This is a genomic window from Nocardia sp. NPDC058244 (assembly GCF_042882065.1).
Taxonomy (GTDB): domain Bacteria; phylum Actinomycetota; class Actinomycetes; order Mycobacteriales; family Mycobacteriaceae; genus Nocardia.
Map to the genome: position 1 here is coordinate 373,049 of NZ_JBHVWX010000004.1, position 16,877 is coordinate 389,925.

At 70.1% G+C, this 16,877-nt stretch carries 14 protein-coding genes; 10 read left to right on the forward strand and 4 right to left on the reverse strand.

What is annotated here, in order from left to right; all coding sequences use genetic code 11:
• Positions 1-65: 65 nt before the first annotated feature.
• Complete coding sequence (gene lexA, locus ACFVW6_RS14850) at positions 66-716, forward strand: transcriptional repressor LexA (protein WP_355278589.1); 651 nt, start codon at positions 66-68, stop codon at positions 714-716.
• Positions 717-727: 11 nt separating this feature from the next.
• Here lexA and ACFVW6_RS14855 read toward each other — a convergent pair whose 3' ends face one another.
• Complete coding sequence (locus ACFVW6_RS14855; protein ID WP_378827563.1) at positions 728-1,690, reverse strand: DUF2332 domain-containing protein; 963 nt, start codon at positions 1,688-1,690, stop codon at positions 728-730.
• A gap of 179 nt (positions 1,691-1,869) precedes the next feature.
• On the opposite strand from ACFVW6_RS14855, the gene ACFVW6_RS14860 reads away from it, so the two are divergent.
• The 4 genes from ACFVW6_RS14860 (at position 1,870) to ACFVW6_RS14875 (ending at position 9,115) form a co-directional block, all read left to right on the forward strand.
• Positions 1,870-2,820 (forward strand): helix-hairpin-helix domain-containing protein, encoded by a 951-nt coding sequence (locus ACFVW6_RS14860; RefSeq protein WP_378827561.1) that lies wholly within the window; start codon positions 1,870-1,872, stop codon positions 2,818-2,820.
• Positions 2,821-3,025: 205 nt separating this feature from the next.
• Positions 3,026-6,781, forward strand: coding sequence for a ComEC/Rec2 family competence protein (locus tag ACFVW6_RS14865; protein WP_378827558.1), 3,756 nt, complete (start codon positions 3,026-3,028; stop codon positions 6,779-6,781).
• Entirely contained in the window at positions 6,741-7,712 is a 972-nt protein-coding gene (gene holA, locus ACFVW6_RS14870) for a DNA polymerase III subunit delta (RefSeq protein WP_378827556.1), read from the forward strand. The genes ACFVW6_RS14865 and holA overlap by 41 nt, the downstream gene beginning before the upstream one ends.
• Before the next feature lie 110 nt (positions 7,713-7,822).
• The gene (locus tag ACFVW6_RS14875) at positions 7,823-9,115 is read left to right on the forward strand and encodes an LCP family protein (protein WP_378827554.1); all 1,293 of its coding nucleotides are present in this window, start codon (positions 7,823-7,825) and stop codon (positions 9,113-9,115) included.
• On the opposite strand, the gene ACFVW6_RS14880 is transcribed toward ACFVW6_RS14875, so the two are convergent.
• Positions 9,116-9,358 carry a hypothetical protein gene (locus tag ACFVW6_RS14880; protein ID WP_355278607.1) on the reverse strand — a complete coding sequence of 81 codons (243 nt, stop codon included), beginning with the start codon at positions 9,356-9,358 and terminating at the stop codon, positions 9,116-9,118. It abuts the gene before it with no gap.
• A 98-nt stretch (positions 9,359-9,456) separates the two neighbouring features.
• Positions 9,457-9,717 carry a 30S ribosomal protein S20 gene (rpsT, locus tag ACFVW6_RS14885; protein WP_355278610.1) on the reverse strand — a complete coding sequence of 87 codons (261 nt, stop codon included), beginning with the start codon at positions 9,715-9,717 and terminating at the stop codon, positions 9,457-9,459.
• Between the two features lie 396 nt (positions 9,718-10,113).
• On the opposite strand from rpsT, the gene ACFVW6_RS14890 reads away from it, so the two are divergent.
• From ACFVW6_RS14890 to ACFVW6_RS14905, 4 genes are all read left to right on the forward strand, one after another.
• Positions 10,114-11,649 carry a circularly permuted type 2 ATP-grasp protein gene (locus ACFVW6_RS14890; RefSeq protein ID WP_355279251.1) on the forward strand — a complete coding sequence of 512 codons (1,536 nt, stop codon included), beginning with the start codon at positions 10,114-10,116 and terminating at the stop codon, positions 11,647-11,649.
• A 5-nt stretch (positions 11,650-11,654) separates the two neighbouring features.
• Positions 11,655-12,632 carry an alpha-E domain-containing protein gene (locus tag ACFVW6_RS14895; RefSeq protein ID WP_355278613.1) on the forward strand — a complete coding sequence of 326 codons (978 nt, stop codon included), beginning with the start codon at positions 11,655-11,657 and terminating at the stop codon, positions 12,630-12,632.
• Positions 12,629-13,471: a transglutaminase family protein gene (locus tag ACFVW6_RS14900; protein WP_355278616.1), complete on the forward strand. Its 843-nt coding sequence runs from the start codon at positions 12,629-12,631 to the stop codon at positions 13,469-13,471. The genes ACFVW6_RS14895 and ACFVW6_RS14900 overlap by 4 nt, the downstream gene beginning before the upstream one ends.
• Positions 13,472-13,537: 66 nt before the next feature.
• The gene (locus ACFVW6_RS14905; protein ID WP_378827550.1) at positions 13,538-14,311 is read left to right on the forward strand and encodes an aquaporin; all 774 of its coding nucleotides are present in this window, start codon (positions 13,538-13,540) and stop codon (positions 14,309-14,311) included.
• Positions 14,312-14,316: 5 nt separating this feature from the next.
• On the opposite strand, the gene ACFVW6_RS14910 is transcribed toward ACFVW6_RS14905, so the two are convergent.
• Positions 14,317-14,868: a type II toxin-antitoxin system PemK/MazF family toxin gene (locus tag ACFVW6_RS14910; protein ID WP_355278621.1), complete on the reverse strand. Its 552-nt coding sequence runs from the start codon at positions 14,866-14,868 to the stop codon at positions 14,317-14,319.
• 106 nt (positions 14,869-14,974) lie between these two features.
• Between ACFVW6_RS14910 and lepA the strand changes: the two genes are divergently transcribed.
• Positions 14,975-16,822 (forward strand): translation elongation factor 4, encoded by a 1,848-nt coding sequence (gene lepA / locus ACFVW6_RS14915; RefSeq protein ID WP_355278623.1) that lies wholly within the window; start codon positions 14,975-14,977, stop codon positions 16,820-16,822.
• The last annotated feature ends 55 nt before the right edge of the window (positions 16,823-16,877 follow it).

Here is a 16,877-nt window from a genome sequence, read left to right on the forward strand (position 1 = left end):
GCGCTGAGGGGCACGCCGGGAGCCTGCGCCGACAGTCCGGACCGCTGGGCCTCTACGATGCCCCGGTGACCGGATACGACGACTTCGACTTCCCCGACACCGCGCACCTGCCGCCCCGCAGGCAACACATCCTCGCCGTGATCCGGGATTCGGTGCTCGCGCACGGCTACGCGCCGAGTGCGCGGGAGATCGCCGACGCGGTCGGCCTGCGGTCCACCTCCACGGTCTCCCAGCATCTGAAGGCGTTGGAGGAGGACGGTTTCCTGCGGCGCGGCACCGGGATGGCCCGCCAGATCGATGTGCGCCTGTTCCTGCGCGACACCCCCGCCGCCGGTTCCAGTGACTCGGTGACTGTGCCGGTGGTCGGCGACATCGCCGCGGGCACCCCGATCCTGGCCGAGCAGCACGCCGACGATCTGCTGACGCTGCCGCGTGAACTGGTCGGTCGCGGTGAGGTTTTCGGGCTGCGAGTGCGCGGCGACTCGATGATCGACGCCGCCATCTGCGACGGCGATCTGGTCGTGGTGCGCAGCCAGCGCGAGGCGACCAACGGTGACATCGTCGCCGCCATGATCGGCGAGGAAGCCACCGTCAAGGTGTACCGCCGGCGCAACGGTCACGTCCTGCTCGAACCCCGCAACCCCGCCTACTCGGTCATCGATGGCGACGAAGCCGTGATCCTGGGCCGCGTGGTCTCGGTGATGCGCCGCGTCTGAGGGTGTTCCCGCTACGCCGGGCCGAACCAGTCGAGTGACTGACCGTGCGGCCCGGCGTACGCGACCGGCTCGCCGTCGACCGCGAGCACCATCCGAGCCCGTCCCGAATCCTGCACGGGCACACGATCGGTGAACTCGGCGATCACCCCGGTGCCCTCCTGGGACACCCAGTGGCAGGGCAGCATACGGACCGCGGCGATGAATCCCTCGCGTGCCGCTGGCGGCAGGTAGGTGAGCACCGCGCTGTGGAACACGACCACGGTGCTGTCGCCGGGTGCCGCGTCGACCAGTTCGGCGAGTCGCTCGTTCAGGTCGCCCGTCACCAGTGTCGGTGGGTTCGCGGCGGCGATCGCACACGCATTGCGCAGCCTGGACAGCCGGTCGTCCTGTCCCGGCCAGACGAGTGCTTCCAGCCACTCCCGGTCGCGAATGTCCGCCGCATCGAGCGGGTTCAGGTCGACTCCGGCGCGATGCACGACCTCGGGTAGCCGCTGCGGAATCGGCACGGCGCCGGTGGTGGTGCACCGCAGCACCACCGAGGACGGACCGTCCGCCGGATCCAGGGCGAGCGCGCCGTAGCGATAGCTGTAGCGGTCCGGGTAGAGACAGAGCCCCGCCGACGCGCCGACCTCGATCAGCGACAACGGTCCGGGCAAGCGGGCGAGGACCGGAAGCAGCGTGGCCGCGCGGCCCGCCTCGTTGGTCTGGGTGCGCCGGGCGAGCGCGGTCGCCGCGATCGACGGCCAGTGCGCGATCAGCTGCTCGCGGAAATCGCGATAGGGCACCGCGATCGCGCCGTGGACCCGCGCGGCCGCCAGCACCAGGTTGGGCTGCTGTTTGCCGGTCGGCAGCGCGGCGATCAGCGCCAGCACCGCCGGGTCCTCGGCGATCTCGAGCGCGCGCCGGTGGTACAGCGGGGAGTTGCCGTTCACCTCGCGGTGGGCGAAGTCGCGGAATCGTTGTGCGAGGTCCATGGGTCCATCCGTACGTGGTCTCGGCCATGGGCGCACCGTATTCGCTCGGGCAGCGCGGAGACCGGTCCCGACGACCGCGTGACCGGGAGTTGTCCACAGGCTCAGGGTTGTCCACAGGTTCGCTCGAGGCCCAGGTCGGCGCCGGGTTCCCGCGGTCGCCGCCTCGTAGCGTCGCCGACATGTCACGACACGACGAACACGAGCGGGTACGGCAACGGCTGGGTGGGTTGGCGTTGCGCGACAAACCAGGGTCCGGCTCGCTGCGCGGGGAGCCGGACCCGGCCCGTCCACGCCGCAGCACCGAAGGTCGGTGGGACGCGGAGGAACTCCCCTCGACCGGGGAGGTGCGGTCGCCGGGCTGGCTCGACGAGGGTGCCGACTCCGGGCGACTGCGCCGACTCGTTCCGGACCGGTTCCGCCAGGCGCGGGTCGACCCCGGCCGCCGCGGTGCGCTGGTTCTCGGCCTGGTGGGGGTGGCGGCCGTCGTCTGCACCGGTGTGCTGGTTCTCCGCGATCAGCCGACGTCGCAGTCGTTGCCGCCGGTCCCCGTCGTCCGCGCGGAGCCCTCGGGCACCCACTCGGAACCGAACGCGGGCCTGGCCGCGGTGGCCGGCGCCATGCCGAGCCCGACCGCGGAAGTCGTTGTCAGCGTGGTGGGTCTGGTCGAACGGCCGGGGCTGCACCATCTGCCGGGAGGCGCGCGCGTCGCCGACGCCATCGAGCGAGCGGGTGGTGCCACCGACGGCGCCGACCTCGCGGGACTGAACCTGGCCCAGCGCCTCACCGACGGAGACCAGGTCGTCGTCGGCACGACCGGCCCCCAAGCGGGACCGCCACGTCTCGGCAGCGTCATGATCGGCGCCGCCGACCGCGCACCCGCCGCGGGGCAGCACCCCACGAGCGGACCGCCCCCGAACACCGACACCCCGAACGCGAAGACGCGCGTCAACCTGAACACAGCGACGGAAGCCGAACTCGACGCCCTCCCCGGAGTCGGCCCGGTCACCGCCAAAGCAATTCTCGCGTGGCGCACCACCAACGGCCGATTCACCGACGTCGCCCAACTCGGCGAAGTCGACGGCATCGGCCCCGCCCGCCTGGCTCGCCTCCGCGACCTGGTGACGACGTGACCGAGCCGACCGACCCAGGCGGCGCCAGCGCGGACGTATCGACGCCGGAGGCGGACCCGCTGCCGGCGAGCGGGTTCTCCACGTGCTTCGCGGATTGCGTCGAACACTCTTACAGCAGTATGGAATTCGGGTGCTTCGGGGTGTCGTCGGTGCTCGGGCGGAGTGCGGTCTGCCGTGACGCGCCGATGTCGAACCCGGACTCGGAATGAGTGCCGCGGCTCAGGAGGAGATCGCGGAGGAGACCGAACGCCAGGTCCTGGACATGCGCCTGGTCCCGGCGGCACTGGGCTGCTGGGCCGCGACGATCGTGGCGGTGTCCCTCGGATGGTTCGCGGGGCTGGTACTGGCGGTTGCCGCGGTGGTGATGGCGATCAGCTCGTGGGTGGTACTGCTGTGGGCGATCGCGCACAAGCGTGAGCGATGGCGGGTCGTTGCAGTCGCCGGATTGGCGACGATGCTGGCGACCGCCGGGTTCGGCGCAGCGGGAGCCTGGCGCGCGCACCACGTCCAGACACACCCGCTGCGGGAATCGTTCGGGCGCACGGTGACAGTGCTGGCCGTGGTCACCGACGACCCGAAACCGATGCGGGCGGGCGGATTCGGCGGAAAGCGGCGGTGGATCGTCCACGCGGAACTGCGCGAGTTCAGCAGAGGCACGAGCACATCGGCGATGAGCGTGCCGTCGGCGAGTGTGCCGCCGGTGAACATGCCACCGTTGAACGAGCCGGCGATCGGCATTACGCCGGCGAGTGTGCCGCCTGTCGACGCGCCGCCGAGGAGTGTGCCGACGATCAGCAGGCCGCCGGCGGGTGTGCCGTCGGTGGAGGTGACGCCGGTGAATGTGCCGTCGGCCGGCGTGCCGTCGGTGGATGTGCTGTCGGCGGGCGTGCCGTCGGCCGGTGTGCCGATGGTGGACGTGCTGCCGGTGGAGGTGCCGCTGGCAAGGGTGTCGTCGTCGGGCGCGCCGACGATCAGCAGGTCGCTGGCGAGTGTGCCGTCGGTGGAGGTACCGCTGGCAAGGATGCCGTCGGCGGGGGTGCCGTCGGCCGGCCTCTCGTCGTTCAGTGTGCCGATGGTGGACGTCCTGCCGGTGGAGGTGCCGCTGCCAAGGGTGTCGTCGGCGGGTGTGCCGACGATCAGCAGGCCGCTGGCGAGTGCGCAGTCGGTAGAGGTGACGCCGGTGAGTGTGTCGTCGGCGGGCGTGCTGCCGATGGAGGTGCCGCTGGCAGATGTGCCGTCGGCGGGTGGGCTGCCGGTGGGCGGGCCGGCGGCGAGCGCGATGACAAGCCGGCTCGGTGGGTTGGTCGGCGCGACACTCACCCGGGTCGGTGGGGCGCTGGTGATCCTCGCGCCGGGGGAGGGGTGGGCTGAACTGACGCCCGGTCAGGTCATTCGGTTTCGGGCGAAGGTCGCCGAGCCGAATCGGTCGGACCTGACGGTGGCGGCGTTGCACCCCGTCGGCGTGGTGGAGCGGGTCGGGATACCTCCGTGGTGGCAGCGGATGGCAGCGGGCGTGCGGGCGGATCTGGCGGCGGCTTCGGCGCGGGCGTTGCCACCCGCAGCGGCGGGACTGCTACCGGCGCTCGTCGTCGGCGACACGGCCGGGCTGTCCGAGGAGGTGAGGGATGCCTTCGAGATCGCAGGTCTGCAACACCTTTGTGTGGTCAGCGGTGCGAACTTCACGATCCTGCTCACCGCACTGCTCGCGTTGACGAGATTGCTGACCGCGGGTCCGCGGACGAGTGCCGTGGCCGCTGCGGTGACGGTGGTGATGTTCGTCGTCCTCGCGCGGCCTGATCCGAGCGTGCTGCGGGCGGCGGCGATGGGTTCGGTGACGGTGCTCGCGTTGCTCACCGGGCGGCGCAAGCAGGCGTTGCCCGCGCTGGGTGCCGCGGTGATCGGATTGCTCGGTGTGGCACCGCAGTTGGCGGTGAGCGCGGGGTTCGGGCTGTCGGTGCTCGCCACCGCCGGTCTGATCCTGCTCGCGCCGTCCTGGGCGGACTGGTTGCGGGCGCGGGGGTGGTGGCGCGCACCCGCGGAGATCGTCGCGGTGTCGGCGGGTGCGTTCGTCGTCACCCTTCCGCTCATGGTGGCGCTGTCCGGGCGGGTGAGCGTGGTCGCAATCGTCGCGAACGCGTTGGTCGCGCCGGTGGTCGGGGTGATCACCGTGATCGGTGCGGTCGGCGCGGGCCTCGCCTGCCTGTGGGGTGATGCCGCGGTGTGGGTGCTGTGGTGCGCGCGCCCGCCGATGTGGTGGCTGCTCACGGTGGCCGACCGGGTCGCCGCGGTCCCCGGTGCCACGGTCTCGGTGCCCTCCGGTATGAGCGGGGGACTGGTCGCGGCGGCGATCGTTGTCGTCCTGGTGGCCGCCCTGCGGTGGTCGAAGGCCCGCCGACTGCTCGCTGTCGGCACCCTGGGCATCGCGGTAGTGCTTGTCCCAGTGCGCCTCTGGCAGCCAGGGTGGCCACCCGCGGGCTGGGTGCTGGCGATGTGCGATGTAGGCCAAGGCGACGGCCTCGCCCTCTCCGTCGCGCCCGGCGCCGCGATCGTGATCGATACCGGACCGGACCCCCGCCCGATCCGCCGCTGCCTGGACCGCCTGCACATCACCCATGTCCCACTCCTGATCCTCACCCATCCCCACGCCGACCACATCGACGGTCTGGTCGGCGTGCTCCGTGGCCGCACCATCGCCGCGATAGCAACCGCACCAGGCGAACTCCGCTCCGCCAGCCACGGGCACGTCACCAGTGATGGCTCCTCCGCCAGTGGATCTTCCGCCGATGGCAGGCGGTCAGTTGGTGCTGGGCCCTCCGTGGGGAGCGGGTCCTCCGGCGGTGATGGGGGGTCCGTCGATGGCGGCTCCTCCGTCGGTGCTGGGCCTGCCATCGGGAGCGGGCAGTCCTCCAGTGGCGGGCCCTTCGTCGGTGGCGGGCGCTCCGGCGATGATGGGCCATCCTCCGGTGACGGTCCGACCGGTGGTGGCGGGTCGTCCGCTGGTGGCGGGTCGACTGGTGATGGCGGGTCGACTGGTGGTGGCGAGCCGACCGGTGGTGGCGAGCCGTCCACCCGTACCGGCACCTCCACCAACGACGGGAGCCCCGTCACCGACGGCCGCCACCCGAACGGCGAACACTCGACTACACCTCGTCTCACCGCTGAACCGGGCATTGTGGCGCAGCGACATTCGTCTGCGCACAGCACCGAATCCGGTGGCGTCGAGCGAGTCGTCGAACTCGCGGAGTCCGCGCGGATCCCGCTGATGGAGCTGCACCGGGGACATGTACTGACGTTCGGGACAGTCGAATTGACGGTGTTGGCGCCGGATCGGGATGTGCCTTCGTCACTGGATCTGGACGACGCCAACGATCGCTCCCTGGTGCTGAGGGCGCGCACCGCTGTCGGCACGATCCTGTTCACCGGCGATATCGAAGCCACCGCTCAGTCTCGAGTGTCGCGCGACCACGACATCCGGGCCGACATCCTCAAGGTTCCCCATCACGGATCCCGCACCACCACACCGGAATTCCTGCGCGCGGTCCACCCGCGCCTGGCCTTGATCAGTGCCGGGACGGACAACTCCTTCGGCCACCCGCATGCCACGATCATCGCCGCGCTGGACACGCTCGCCGTGACCGTCGCCCGCACCGACCGCCACGGTGACGTGATCGTGTCGGGTACCGCCGCGGACCCGAGAATCGCCACGTCCCGACGACGCGCTCGCGCCCGCGCCGACCGCCACGGTCCACGATGCCTGCGCGGCGACCTGGCCTCGGGCGCCGGTCGACGACACCGCGGGCACCGGGGTTTCGGTGCAGGCAGGCCGGGGCGGGCTCGTCCACCGCCGGCCCGTGGGGAGCGGCGCACCGACGAAGGACCGCGGCCGGTCCGCTGTCGGTGCCCGAACGTAGGATCGCCTGGTGAGCGAACGCCCTGCCGCGGTACATCTGGTTCTCGGTGACGAGGAGCTGCTGGTCGAACGCGCGGTGGCGCAGGTGACCGGCCAGGTGCGGGCCTGCGCGCCGGACCCGGACTCGGTGCCCGTCGACCGGCTGCGCGCCGGTGACGCGAGTACCGCCGAACTGGCCGAGCTGCTGAGCCCGTCGCTGTTCGCCGAGGACCGGGTGATCGTGCTCGAATCGGCCGCGGAGGCGGGCAAGGACGCGGTGGCGGTGATCACCGACGCGGCCGCCGACCCGCCGGCGGGTGTCGTGCTGATGGTGCTGCATTCGGGCGGTGGCCGGGCCAAGGCGCTGGCCCCCGCCCTGCAGAAGCAGGGCGCGGTGGTGCACGAGTGCGCCAAGCTCACCAAGGCCACCGAGCGGGTGGAGTTCGTGCGGGCGGAGTTCCGTGCCCTCGGCGTCCGGGTGGCGCCCGATGTGGTCGGGGTGCTGATCGAGTCCGTCGGCTCGGAACTGCGGGAACTGGCCGCCGCCAGTTCGCAGCTGGTCGCCGACACCGGCGGCAAGGTCGACGTGAACGCGGTCCGCCGCTACTACTCGGGCCGCGCCGAGGTCAGCGGCTTCGACGTGGCCGATCTCGCCGTCGCGGGCGACCGCCCGGCCGCGATGGAAGCCCTGCGCTGGGCCACCGACCGGGGTGTCCCGCACGTCCTGCTGGCCGACGCCCTCGCCGACTCCGTGCACACCATCGCCCGCGTCGGTTCCGCGGGCCGGGGTGACCCGTTCAAACTGGCCCAGCAGCTCGGCATGCCGCCCTGGAAGGTCAAGAAGGCCCAGGCCCAGGCCCGTGGCTGGACCCCGGCCACCATCGGCACCGCGCTCCACGTGGTCGCCGCCCTCAACGCCGACGTGAAGGGTGGCGCCGCCGACGCCACCTACGCCGTGGAACACGCCCTCTCCCGCATCCTCGATCTCCGCGCCGCGGGCTGAGGGCCGAACCGCCCCGGTCCACTCGCTGAGCGGACACGCCGGGACACGCTGGAATCGGGACCGAATCGCGATGTCGGTGCGGCCGTGCGGCTGGCACAGTTGATCATGACATGGACGACCCGACCGTCAGCCTGACCGGGGAGCGCGGGAGCAGGGGCCGCGCTCGTGCCTCGGCGGGCCGGTTGGCCAGGGCCTTCGGGAAGGGGTTCGCCGCCGGGATGTCGGCCCTGGTGGTCGCCGTCACCGCGTACGGGTGGTCGACGGCGGGCAGTTTCGACGCCGGGTTCCTGCGCTCGCACGCCATCGAGGACGACGCGCCCCATTCGCTCGGCGGGGATCTGAACATCCTGCTGATCGGGCTCGATACCCGCCGCGATCAGAACGGGAACGAGCTGCCGCCGGAAATCCTGGACCAGTTGCACGCGGGAGACGGCGACGAGGGCGGCTACAACGCCAATACGCTGATCCTGGTGCATATTCCGGCCGCGATGGACAAGATCGTCGCGGTCTCGATTCCGCGCGACGACTACGTGCCGGTCAGCGGTATTCCCGGTCACACCCACGCCAAGATCAAGGAGGCGTACGGGCTGAAGAAGGCCGCGGTGCAGGATCAGCTGATCGCGCGCGGGGTCACCGATCAGCGCAAGCTCGAGCAGGCGGGCCGGGAGGCGGGGCGCGCCTCGATCGTCCGGGCGGTCCGCGATCTGACCGGGGTGCCGATCGACCGGTTCGCCGAGATCACCCTCGCCGGCTTCTACGATCTCGCGGCCACGCTGGGCGGGGTGGAGGTGTGCCTGAACCATCCGGTGCAGGACCTCGAGTTCTCCGGCGCGGACTTCCCGGCGGGCCGCCAGCATCTCGACCCGGCCCAGGCGCTGGCCTTCGTGCGGCAGCGGCACGGACTGGAGAACGGTGATCTGGACCGCACCCACCGGCAGCAGGCGTTCCTCACCTCGGTGGCCAGGCAGCTGCGTAGCGCGGGCACCCTGACCGACCCCGGCAAACTGTCGGCGCTGATGGAGGTGGCGCATCGCAATATCGTCCTGTCGGACGGCTGGAACATGACCGAATTCGTGCGCACGCTCGGCTCCGCGAAGGACCCGCAGGTCGAATTCCGGACCCTGCCGATCCTGCGCTACGACGTGATCAACGGGCAGGACGTGAACATCGTGGACCGCTCGGCGATCCGCCGCGAGATCGCGGCCGCGTTCGGGATGCCGGTCCCCGCCAGCACGACCACCCGGCGCACCACGGCGCGGACCGAACCGCCCGCCGCGTGGCCGTACGAGACGACGACGGGCGCCTGGCGGACCAGCGCGACCACCTCGGTGTCGGAGACCCCCGACGCGGGCACACCGGTCCGCAGCGACATCACCTCGGGGCAGGTCCCCTGTGTGAACTGATCAGTCGCCGACGACGGCGAGTTCCTCGTCGTCCTCGAGATCCTCGTAGCGACCGTCCCACTCCTCGTACAGCGGGACCTCGTCCTCCCTGGTGACGATCCACGCGGCCGCGAAGCCGCCGTCCTCGTCCGGGACCATCACGTTCTCGATCTTGAGACCGAGCCCGAGGATCTCCGCGGCGCGGATCACCTCGGCCAGGTCGTCGCCTCGTACCACCGTCTGATTCGCGTACACCGTCAGCATGCGCGGAATGGTAGCCGACGACAAAAGCCGCCGTGGTCATCGAGGCCACGGCGGCTGCGTCTTGCGAAGTATTGCTGAGCGGGGAGCCCCCGCTCCGATCAGATCTTGTTCAGAGCCAGCGCGAGCGCGGACTTCTTGTTGGCCGCCTGGTTGGCGTGGATGACGCCCTTGGACGCGGCCTTGTCGAGCTTGCGGCTCGCGAACTGCAGCTGCTCGGCAGCCTTTTCCTTGTCACCGGTCGCGGCAGCTTCACGGAAGTTGCGGATCGCGGTGCGCAGCGCGGACTTGACCGACTGGTTGCGCTTGCGCGCCGCCTCGTTGGTACGGATCCGCTTCATCTGGGACTTGATGTTGGCCACGCCTGTATCCTCTGGTTTCCTGTCGCTGGGTGGTATGTCTCGAAAGCTCGTCGGGCGCGCGCCCACGATGCAGCAGATGGTGCTGAACTACGGGTAACACCGCGCCGAAGATCGAGGTTACCAGCTCGGCACCGCCCGGCGAAATCGGGCTCCGAACGCCCGCCGCGGGCCCCGCCGATTTTCACCCGTTTCAGGTGATGCAAGAAATTTACCTGTGTCTCACACGACCCCGCTGCCGGGTGATGCACAGTTTTTCTCATGACCTCCACCACAGCGCCGAGTACGGCTCGATCTGCATCACCGGCGTTGGTGAGAACGAACGGGCATCCGGTGAACACGCACGCCGGTTTGTTCGAGGGGTACGGCCCCGGCCGCTTCGCCGACGCCTTCGACGAGATGTTCGACGCGGCGGGACGAGTCCGGGCGCCGTACAAGGGTATCCACGCCGCGATGGCCGCCAACGACGTCGACGACCTGGCCAAACGCTCCGACGCGCTGGACCGGGCGTTCATCGACCAGGGCATCACCTTCTCCCTGTCGGGGCAGGAACGCCCGTTCCCGCTGGATCTGGTGCCGCGGGTGATCGCGGCCGCGGAATGGGCCAAGCTCGAACGCGGCATCAAGCAGCGGGTCACCGCGCTGGAGCTGTTCCTGGCCGACGTCTACGGCGAGCAGAACATCCTGCGCGATCAGGTGATCCCCAAGCGGCTGGTCACCTCGTGCGAGCACTTCCACCGCGAGGCCGCCGGGCTGGTGCCGCCCAACGGGGTGCGCATCCACGTCTCCGGCATCGACCTGGTGCGCGACGAACGCGGCGACTTCCGGGTGCTCGAGGACAACCTGCGCTCGCCGTCGGGCGTCTCCTATGTGATGGAGAACCGGCGCACCATGGCCCGGGTCTTCCCCGACCTGTTCTCCTCGCACCGGGTGCGGGCGGTCGGCGACTATCCCGCCCACCTACTCCGGGCGCTGCGGGCCTCCGCGGCGCCCAACGAGGCCGACCCGACCGTGGTCGTGCTCACCCCGGGGGTGCACAACTCCGCCTACTTCGAGCATTCGCTGCTGGCCAGGCAGATGGGCGTCGAGCTGGTCGAGGGGCGCGACCTGTTCTGCCGCGACAATGTCGTCTACATGCGCACCACGGCGGGCGAGCGCCAGGTCGACGTCATCTACCGGCGCATCGACGACACCTTCCTCGACCCCATGCACTTCCGCCCGGACTCGGTGCTCGGCGTCGCCGGCGTCCTCAACGCGGCCCGCGCGGGCAATGTGGTGATCTCCAGCGCGGTCGGCAACGGCGTCGGCGACGACAAACTCATCTACACCTACGTGCCGACGATCATCGAGTACTACCTCGGCGAGAAGCCGATCCTGCCCAACGTCGACACCTTCCGCTGCTGGCTCGACGACGAACGCGAGCAGGTGCTCGACCGGGTGGGCGAACTGGTGGTGAAGCCGGTCGAGGGGTCCGGCGGCTACGGGATCGTCATCGGGCCGGACGCGACACCGCGCGAGCTGGAGGCGATCCGGCGCAAGGTCAAGGCCGATCCGCGTGGCTGGATCGCCCAGCCGGTGGTGCAGCTGTCGACCGTGCCCACCAAGATCGGCAACGATCTCGCGCCCCGGCACGTCGACCTGCGCCCGTTCGCGGTCAACGACGGCGAGGACATCTGGGTGCTGCCCGGCGGGCTGACCAGGGTCGCGCTGCCGGAGGGCTCGCTGGTGGTGAACTCCAGCCAGGGCGGCGGCAGCAAGGACACCTGGGTGCTGGCCGGGCGCTCCGGTCCGGTCGACCGGGAACTGGCCGGTCCGGAACTGGTGAGCGATCCGCCGCAGGCCGATTCGTTCGAGATCGGCCGCGAGCTCAGCGCGCCGCAGGCCAATCAGCAACAGCAGCAACAACAACAGACGCAGCGGCTGATCGGGGACTGACACACATGCTTGCTCGCAACGCCGAATCCCTCTACTGGATCGGCCGATACGTCGAGCGCGCCGACGACACCGCGCGCATTCTCGACGTCGCCGTGCACCAGCTGCTCGAGGACGCCACCGTCGACGCCGACCGCACCTCCCGGGTCCTGCTCAAGGTGCTGGGGATCGAACCGCCGGAGGGACTGCACCTGGACGTGTGGTCGGTGACCGACCTCGTCGCGTTCAGCCACGACCACGGGGTCTCGATCAGCGACTCCATCGGCAAGGCCCGCGAGAACGCCCGTGGCGCACGCGAAGTCACCTCCAGCGAGATGTGGGAGTGCCTCAACGCCACCTACAACGGGCTGGCGACGGCGGAGAAGGCGGCGCGCGGCCTCGGCCCGCACGAGTTCTTCTCCTACATCAAGGACCGCGCGGCGATGTTCACCGGGCTGACCGACTCGACCCTCTCACGCGACGACGGCTACCGGTTCCTGCTGCTGGGCCGCTCCATCGAACGCGTGGACATGATGGTGCGCCTGCTGCTCTCGCGCGCCGGCGACCGCACGTCCTCGCCCGCCTGGGTGACGGTGCTGCGCTCGGCGGGCGCCCACGACACCTACCTGCGCACCCACCGCGGCGCGCTCGACGCCGCCAGGGTCGCGGAGTTCATCCTGATCGACCGGCTGTTCCCGCGCTCGGTGTTCCACACGCTGCGCGTCGCCGAGGCCTGCCTGACCGAGCTCGACCAGCGGCCGGGCAGCCGCGTCGGCGCGCGGCACGAGGCCCAGCGGGTGCTGGGCCGCGCGCGCAGCGAGCTCGAATTCCTGCCGCCCGGTGTGCTGCTGGAGGACTTGCAGAGCAGGCTGCTCGCGCTGCAGAAGTCGTGCCGGGAGGTCAGCGAGGCCGTGTCACGCCAGTACTTCCACGCCGCCCCCTGGGTGGCGTGGACCGATGTGCGCAGCAGTTCCGACGGCCGCGTGCAGGTGGAAGGAGAATTGTGAGCTGGCGGATCAGGGTGGTGCACACCACCGGATATGTCTACGACGCGCCCGTGACGCGGTCGTTCAACGAGGCCAGGCTGACGCCGCGCGCCGACAGCAGGCAGAACGTGATCCTCAATCGCGTCGAGACCGTGCCCGCCACCAGGTCGTATCGCTACACCGACTACTGGGGCACCGCGGTCACCGCCTTCGACCTGCACGCGCCGCACACCGAACTCGAGGTGACCGGGTCCTCGGTGGTGGAGACCGAGCCGTTCGCGGAGCCGACCGAGGAGCTGAGCTGGGACGACCTGCGCGGCGGCCGGATCGTCGACCGGTTCGACGAAATGCTCAGTCCCACCGCCTATGTGCCGCGCGATCGCAAGCTGGCGACGGTGGCCAGGCAGCTGTCCCGGGGCGAGGAGCCGGCCAAAGCGGTGGTGCGCGCGGCCGAGTGGGTGCACAAGGAGATGGACTACATCGCGGGCACGACCTCGGTGCACACCTCGGCGTTGCAGGCGTTCGCCGAGCGGCGCGGGGTGTGCCAGGACTACGCGCACCTGACCCTGGTGTTGTTGCGCAGCATGGGAATTCCCAGCCGCTACGTCTCCGGGTATCTGCATCCGAAGCCGAGCGCCGAGATCGGTGAGACCGTGGCGGGTCAGTCGCATGCCTGGGTGGAGGCCTGGACGGGGCAGTGGTGGGGCTATGACCCGACCAACAATCTGGCGGTCAACGAGCAGCACGTCTCGGTCGGTGTCGGCCGCGACTACGCGGATGTGCCACCGCTGAAAGGTGTTTTCTCCGGCGGCGGCTCGACCGACCTCGAGGTCGTTGTGGAGGTCACCCGCCTGGCGTAATGTCCACCTCGCTCGTGCGGACCCCGCTCGCCGCGGGGATGAATCCTCCCGGAGAGGTGGTGGCCGATGCCCACTGCACAGGAACTCGTCGAGTCCGAGGTCGTACCCGAGCCGAAGAAATGGGTCGCCGAAGGGCTCGGCACTTTCATCCTGGTGATCTGTGGCGTCGGCACGCTGGTGCTGGCGGGTGATCGGGTCGGGTCGCTCGGGGTGGCCTTCGCCTTCGGCCTGACGCTGATGTTCCTCGTCTACGCGATCGGGCCGATCTCGGGCTGCCACGTCAATCCGGCGGTCACCCTCGGCCAGCTGCTGCTCGGCCGGATCTCGGCGGTCGGCGCGGCGGGCTATGTGATCGCGCAGCTCGTCGGTGCCTTCCTGGCCGGGCTCGTGCTGTTCGCGCTGGCCAAGAACCTGCCGTCCTACGACCGCGCGGTCGACGGGCTCGGCGCCAACGGCTGGGGCGCGCACAGTCCGTCGGCGATCCGCGGGCCGCTGGGTGAGGTCGTCGTCCAGAACGGGTACGGCCTGGCCGCGACCATCATCATCGAGGTGATGCTGACCGCGCTGCTGGTGTTCGTGGTGCTGGCCTCCACGGACCAGATCTCCGATGTGCCGCTGGCGGGGCTGTCGATCGGTGTCACGCTGACGGTGATCTACCTGGTCTCGCTGCCGATCGACAACACCTCGGTGAATCCGGCCCGCAGCCTGGGCGTGGCGCCGTATCAGGACGGTGCGATGGCGCAGGTCTGGGTGTTCGTGCTGTTCCCGCTGGCCGGTGGCGCGCTGGGCGCGCTGGTGTACGGCCTGATCTTCGGCCGGTCCAGGGACGTGCTGACCTAGGTCGGTCAGCTCCAGCTGTACTCGGCGACGAGCCGGTGCGCGACCAGGTCGAAGGTCTTGCGCTCGACGATCGCGCCCTCGCGCCGGATGCCGTCCTCGGGCACGTCGAGCACCCGGTCCAGCCGCACCCAGCTGGGTCGCCCGTCGTGGTCCCACGGGCCGGAGCCGATGCCGACCCAGTTGCGGTCGTGCGCGCGTTCGGCTTTGGACGACAGCATCAGCCCGAGCAGGGTCTTGCGATCGCGCCCGACGACCAGCACCGGCCGGTCCTTGCCGTTGGTGGGGTCCTCCTCGTAGGGCACCCAGGTCCACACGATCTCGCCCGGGTCGGCGCGCCCGTCGAGCTGCGGGCAGTAGACGATCTGCCGGGCGCGGTGCGCGGTGGGCACCGGCGTCGACGCGGTCGGGCGCACCGCGACGGCGGGCTCCGGCTTGGCCGCCAGTGCCCCCACCAGCTTCTCGAGCAGCCGTGGACCCTGCTTGCGCACGATCTTCGGTCCCTGCTCCTTGGCGATGACGCCGAGTTGCTTACCGAGAGTGTTCCAACTGCTGGCCATCCCTGAAATATAACGGTCGCTCGCGCTTGGAGCGCACCGGTGACAAGGGGGCGATTCGTCGCATGGGACGATAGACGCAGTTCGCCGATACCCCTCGAGGAGTGGAGTGGCTTCCAGTTTTGCCGATACGACGTTCACCGATCCGTCCCGGATCCGGAACTTCTGCATCATCGCGCACATCGACCACGGCAAGTCGACCCTGGCCGATCGGATGCTGCAGCTGACCGGTGTGGTCGAAGAGCGGGCCATGCGCGCTCAGTACCTGGACCGGATGGACATCGAGCGCGAGCGCGGCATCACGATCAAGGCGCAGAACGTCCGGCTGCCGTGGAACGTCGACGGCGAGGACTACGTCCTGCACATGATCGACACCCCGGGCCACGTCGACTTCACCTACGAGGTGTCGCGCGCGCTCGAGGCCTGTGAGGGCGCGATCCTGCTGGTCGACGCGGCACAGGGGATCGAGGCGCAGACGCTGGCGAACCTGTACCTGGCGATGGAACGCGATCTGGTGATCATCCCGGTGCTCAACAAGATCGACCTGCCCGCCGCCGACCCGGACCGCTACGCCGCCGAGATCGCGCACATCGTCGGCTGTGAGCCCGACGAGGTGCTGCGCGTCTCGGGCAAGACCGGTGTCGGCGTCGACGCGCTGCTGAACAAGGTGATCGCCGAGGTCCCGCCGCCGGTCGGCGACGCCGACGCCCCGGCCCGCGCGCTGATCTTCGACTCGGTCTACGACACCTACCGCGGCGTGGTCACCTACGTGCGTGTGGTCGACGGCAAGCTGACCCCGCGCCAGAAGATCAAGATGATGTCCACCGGCGCGCAGCACGAGCTGCTCGAGATCGGCATCGTCTCGCCCGAACCGAAGCCCACCCAGGGCCTCGGCGTCGGCGAGGTGGGATACCTGATCACCGGCGTGAAGGACGTGCGCCAGTCCAAGGTCGGTGACACCGTCACCTCCGCGCGCGACGGCGCCACCTCGGCGCTCGCGGGCTACCAGGAACCGCGCCCGATGGTCTACTCGGGCCTGTACCCGGTCGACGGCTCCGACTACCCGGATCTGCGCGACGCGCTGGACAAGCTGCAGCTCAACGACGCGGCGCTGACCTACGTGCCGGAGACCTCGGTGGCGCTGGGCTTCGGCTTCCGCTGCGGCTTCCTCGGTCTGCTGCACATGGAGATCACCCGCGAGCGGCTGCAGCGCGAGTTCGGCCTCGACCTGATCTCCACCGCGCCCAACGTGATCTACCGGGTCGTCATGGAAGACGGCACCGAGCACATCGTCACCAACCCCTCGTACTGGCCCGAGGGCAAGGTGCGCCAGACCTTCGAGCCGGTGACCAAGTGCACCGTGATCGCGCCGAGCGAGTTCGTCGGCACCATCATGGAGCTGTGCCAGAGCCGCCGCGGCGAGCTGCTCGGCATGGACTACCTGTCGGAGACGCGCGTGGAGATGCGCTACACGCTGCCGATGGCCGAGATCATCTTCGACTTCTTCGACTCGCTCAAGTCGCGCACCCGCGGGTACGCGTCGCTCGATTACGAAGAGGCGGGCGAGCAGTCGTCCGCGCTGGTCAAGGTCGACATCCTGCTCCAGGGCGAGGCGGTCGACGCGTTCAGTGCCATCGTGCACAAGGACGCCGCCCAGGCCTACGGCAACAAGATGACCACCAAGCTGCGCGAACTCATCCCGCGTCAGCAGTTCGAGGTGCCGATCCAGGCCGCGATCGGCTCGAAGATCATCGCGCGCGAGAACATCAGGGCGATCCGCAAGGACGTGCTCGCCAAGTGCTACGGCGGCGACATCAGCCGTAAGCGCAAGCTGCTCGAGAAGCAGAAGGAGGGCAAGAAGCGCATGAAGACCATCGGCCGGGTCGACGTGCCGCAGGAGGCCTTCGTGGCCGCGCTGTCCTCGGACGCGGCGTCGGACAAGCCCAAGGGCAAGTAGAACCGTTCTCACCCCGGCTCGGCGGTGACGCGCACCAGCAGGCGCGTCCCGCCGA

Bases quoted from the DNA above. Each gene is read 5' to 3' on its own strand.
- ACFVW6_RS14855 (WP_378827563.1), bottom strand. From the start codon at position 1,690: ATGGACCTCGCACAACGATTCCGCGACTTCGCCCACCGCGAGGTGAAC.
- ACFVW6_RS14860 (WP_378827561.1), top strand. From the start codon at position 1,870: ATGTCACGACACGACGAACACGAGCGGGTACGGCAACGGCTGGGTGGG.
- ACFVW6_RS14865 (WP_378827558.1), top strand. From the start codon at position 3,026: ATGAGTGCCGCGGCTCAGGAGGAGATCGCGGAGGAGACCGAACGCCAG.
- ACFVW6_RS14875 (WP_378827554.1), top strand. From the start codon at position 7,823: ATGGACGACCCGACCGTCAGCCTGACCGGGGAGCGCGGGAGCAGGGGC.
- ACFVW6_RS14880 (WP_355278607.1), bottom strand. From the start codon at position 9,358: ATGCTGACGGTGTACGCGAATCAGACGGTGGTACGAGGCGACGACCTG.
- ACFVW6_RS14890 (WP_355279251.1), top strand. From the start codon at position 10,114: ATGTTCGACGCGGCGGGACGAGTCCGGGCGCCGTACAAGGGTATCCAC.
- ACFVW6_RS14895 (WP_355278613.1), top strand. From the start codon at position 11,655: ATGCTTGCTCGCAACGCCGAATCCCTCTACTGGATCGGCCGATACGTC.
- ACFVW6_RS14905 (WP_378827550.1), top strand. From the start codon at position 13,538: ATGCCCACTGCACAGGAACTCGTCGAGTCCGAGGTCGTACCCGAGCCG.
- ACFVW6_RS14910 (WP_355278621.1), bottom strand. From the start codon at position 14,868: ATGGCCAGCAGTTGGAACACTCTCGGTAAGCAACTCGGCGTCATCGCC.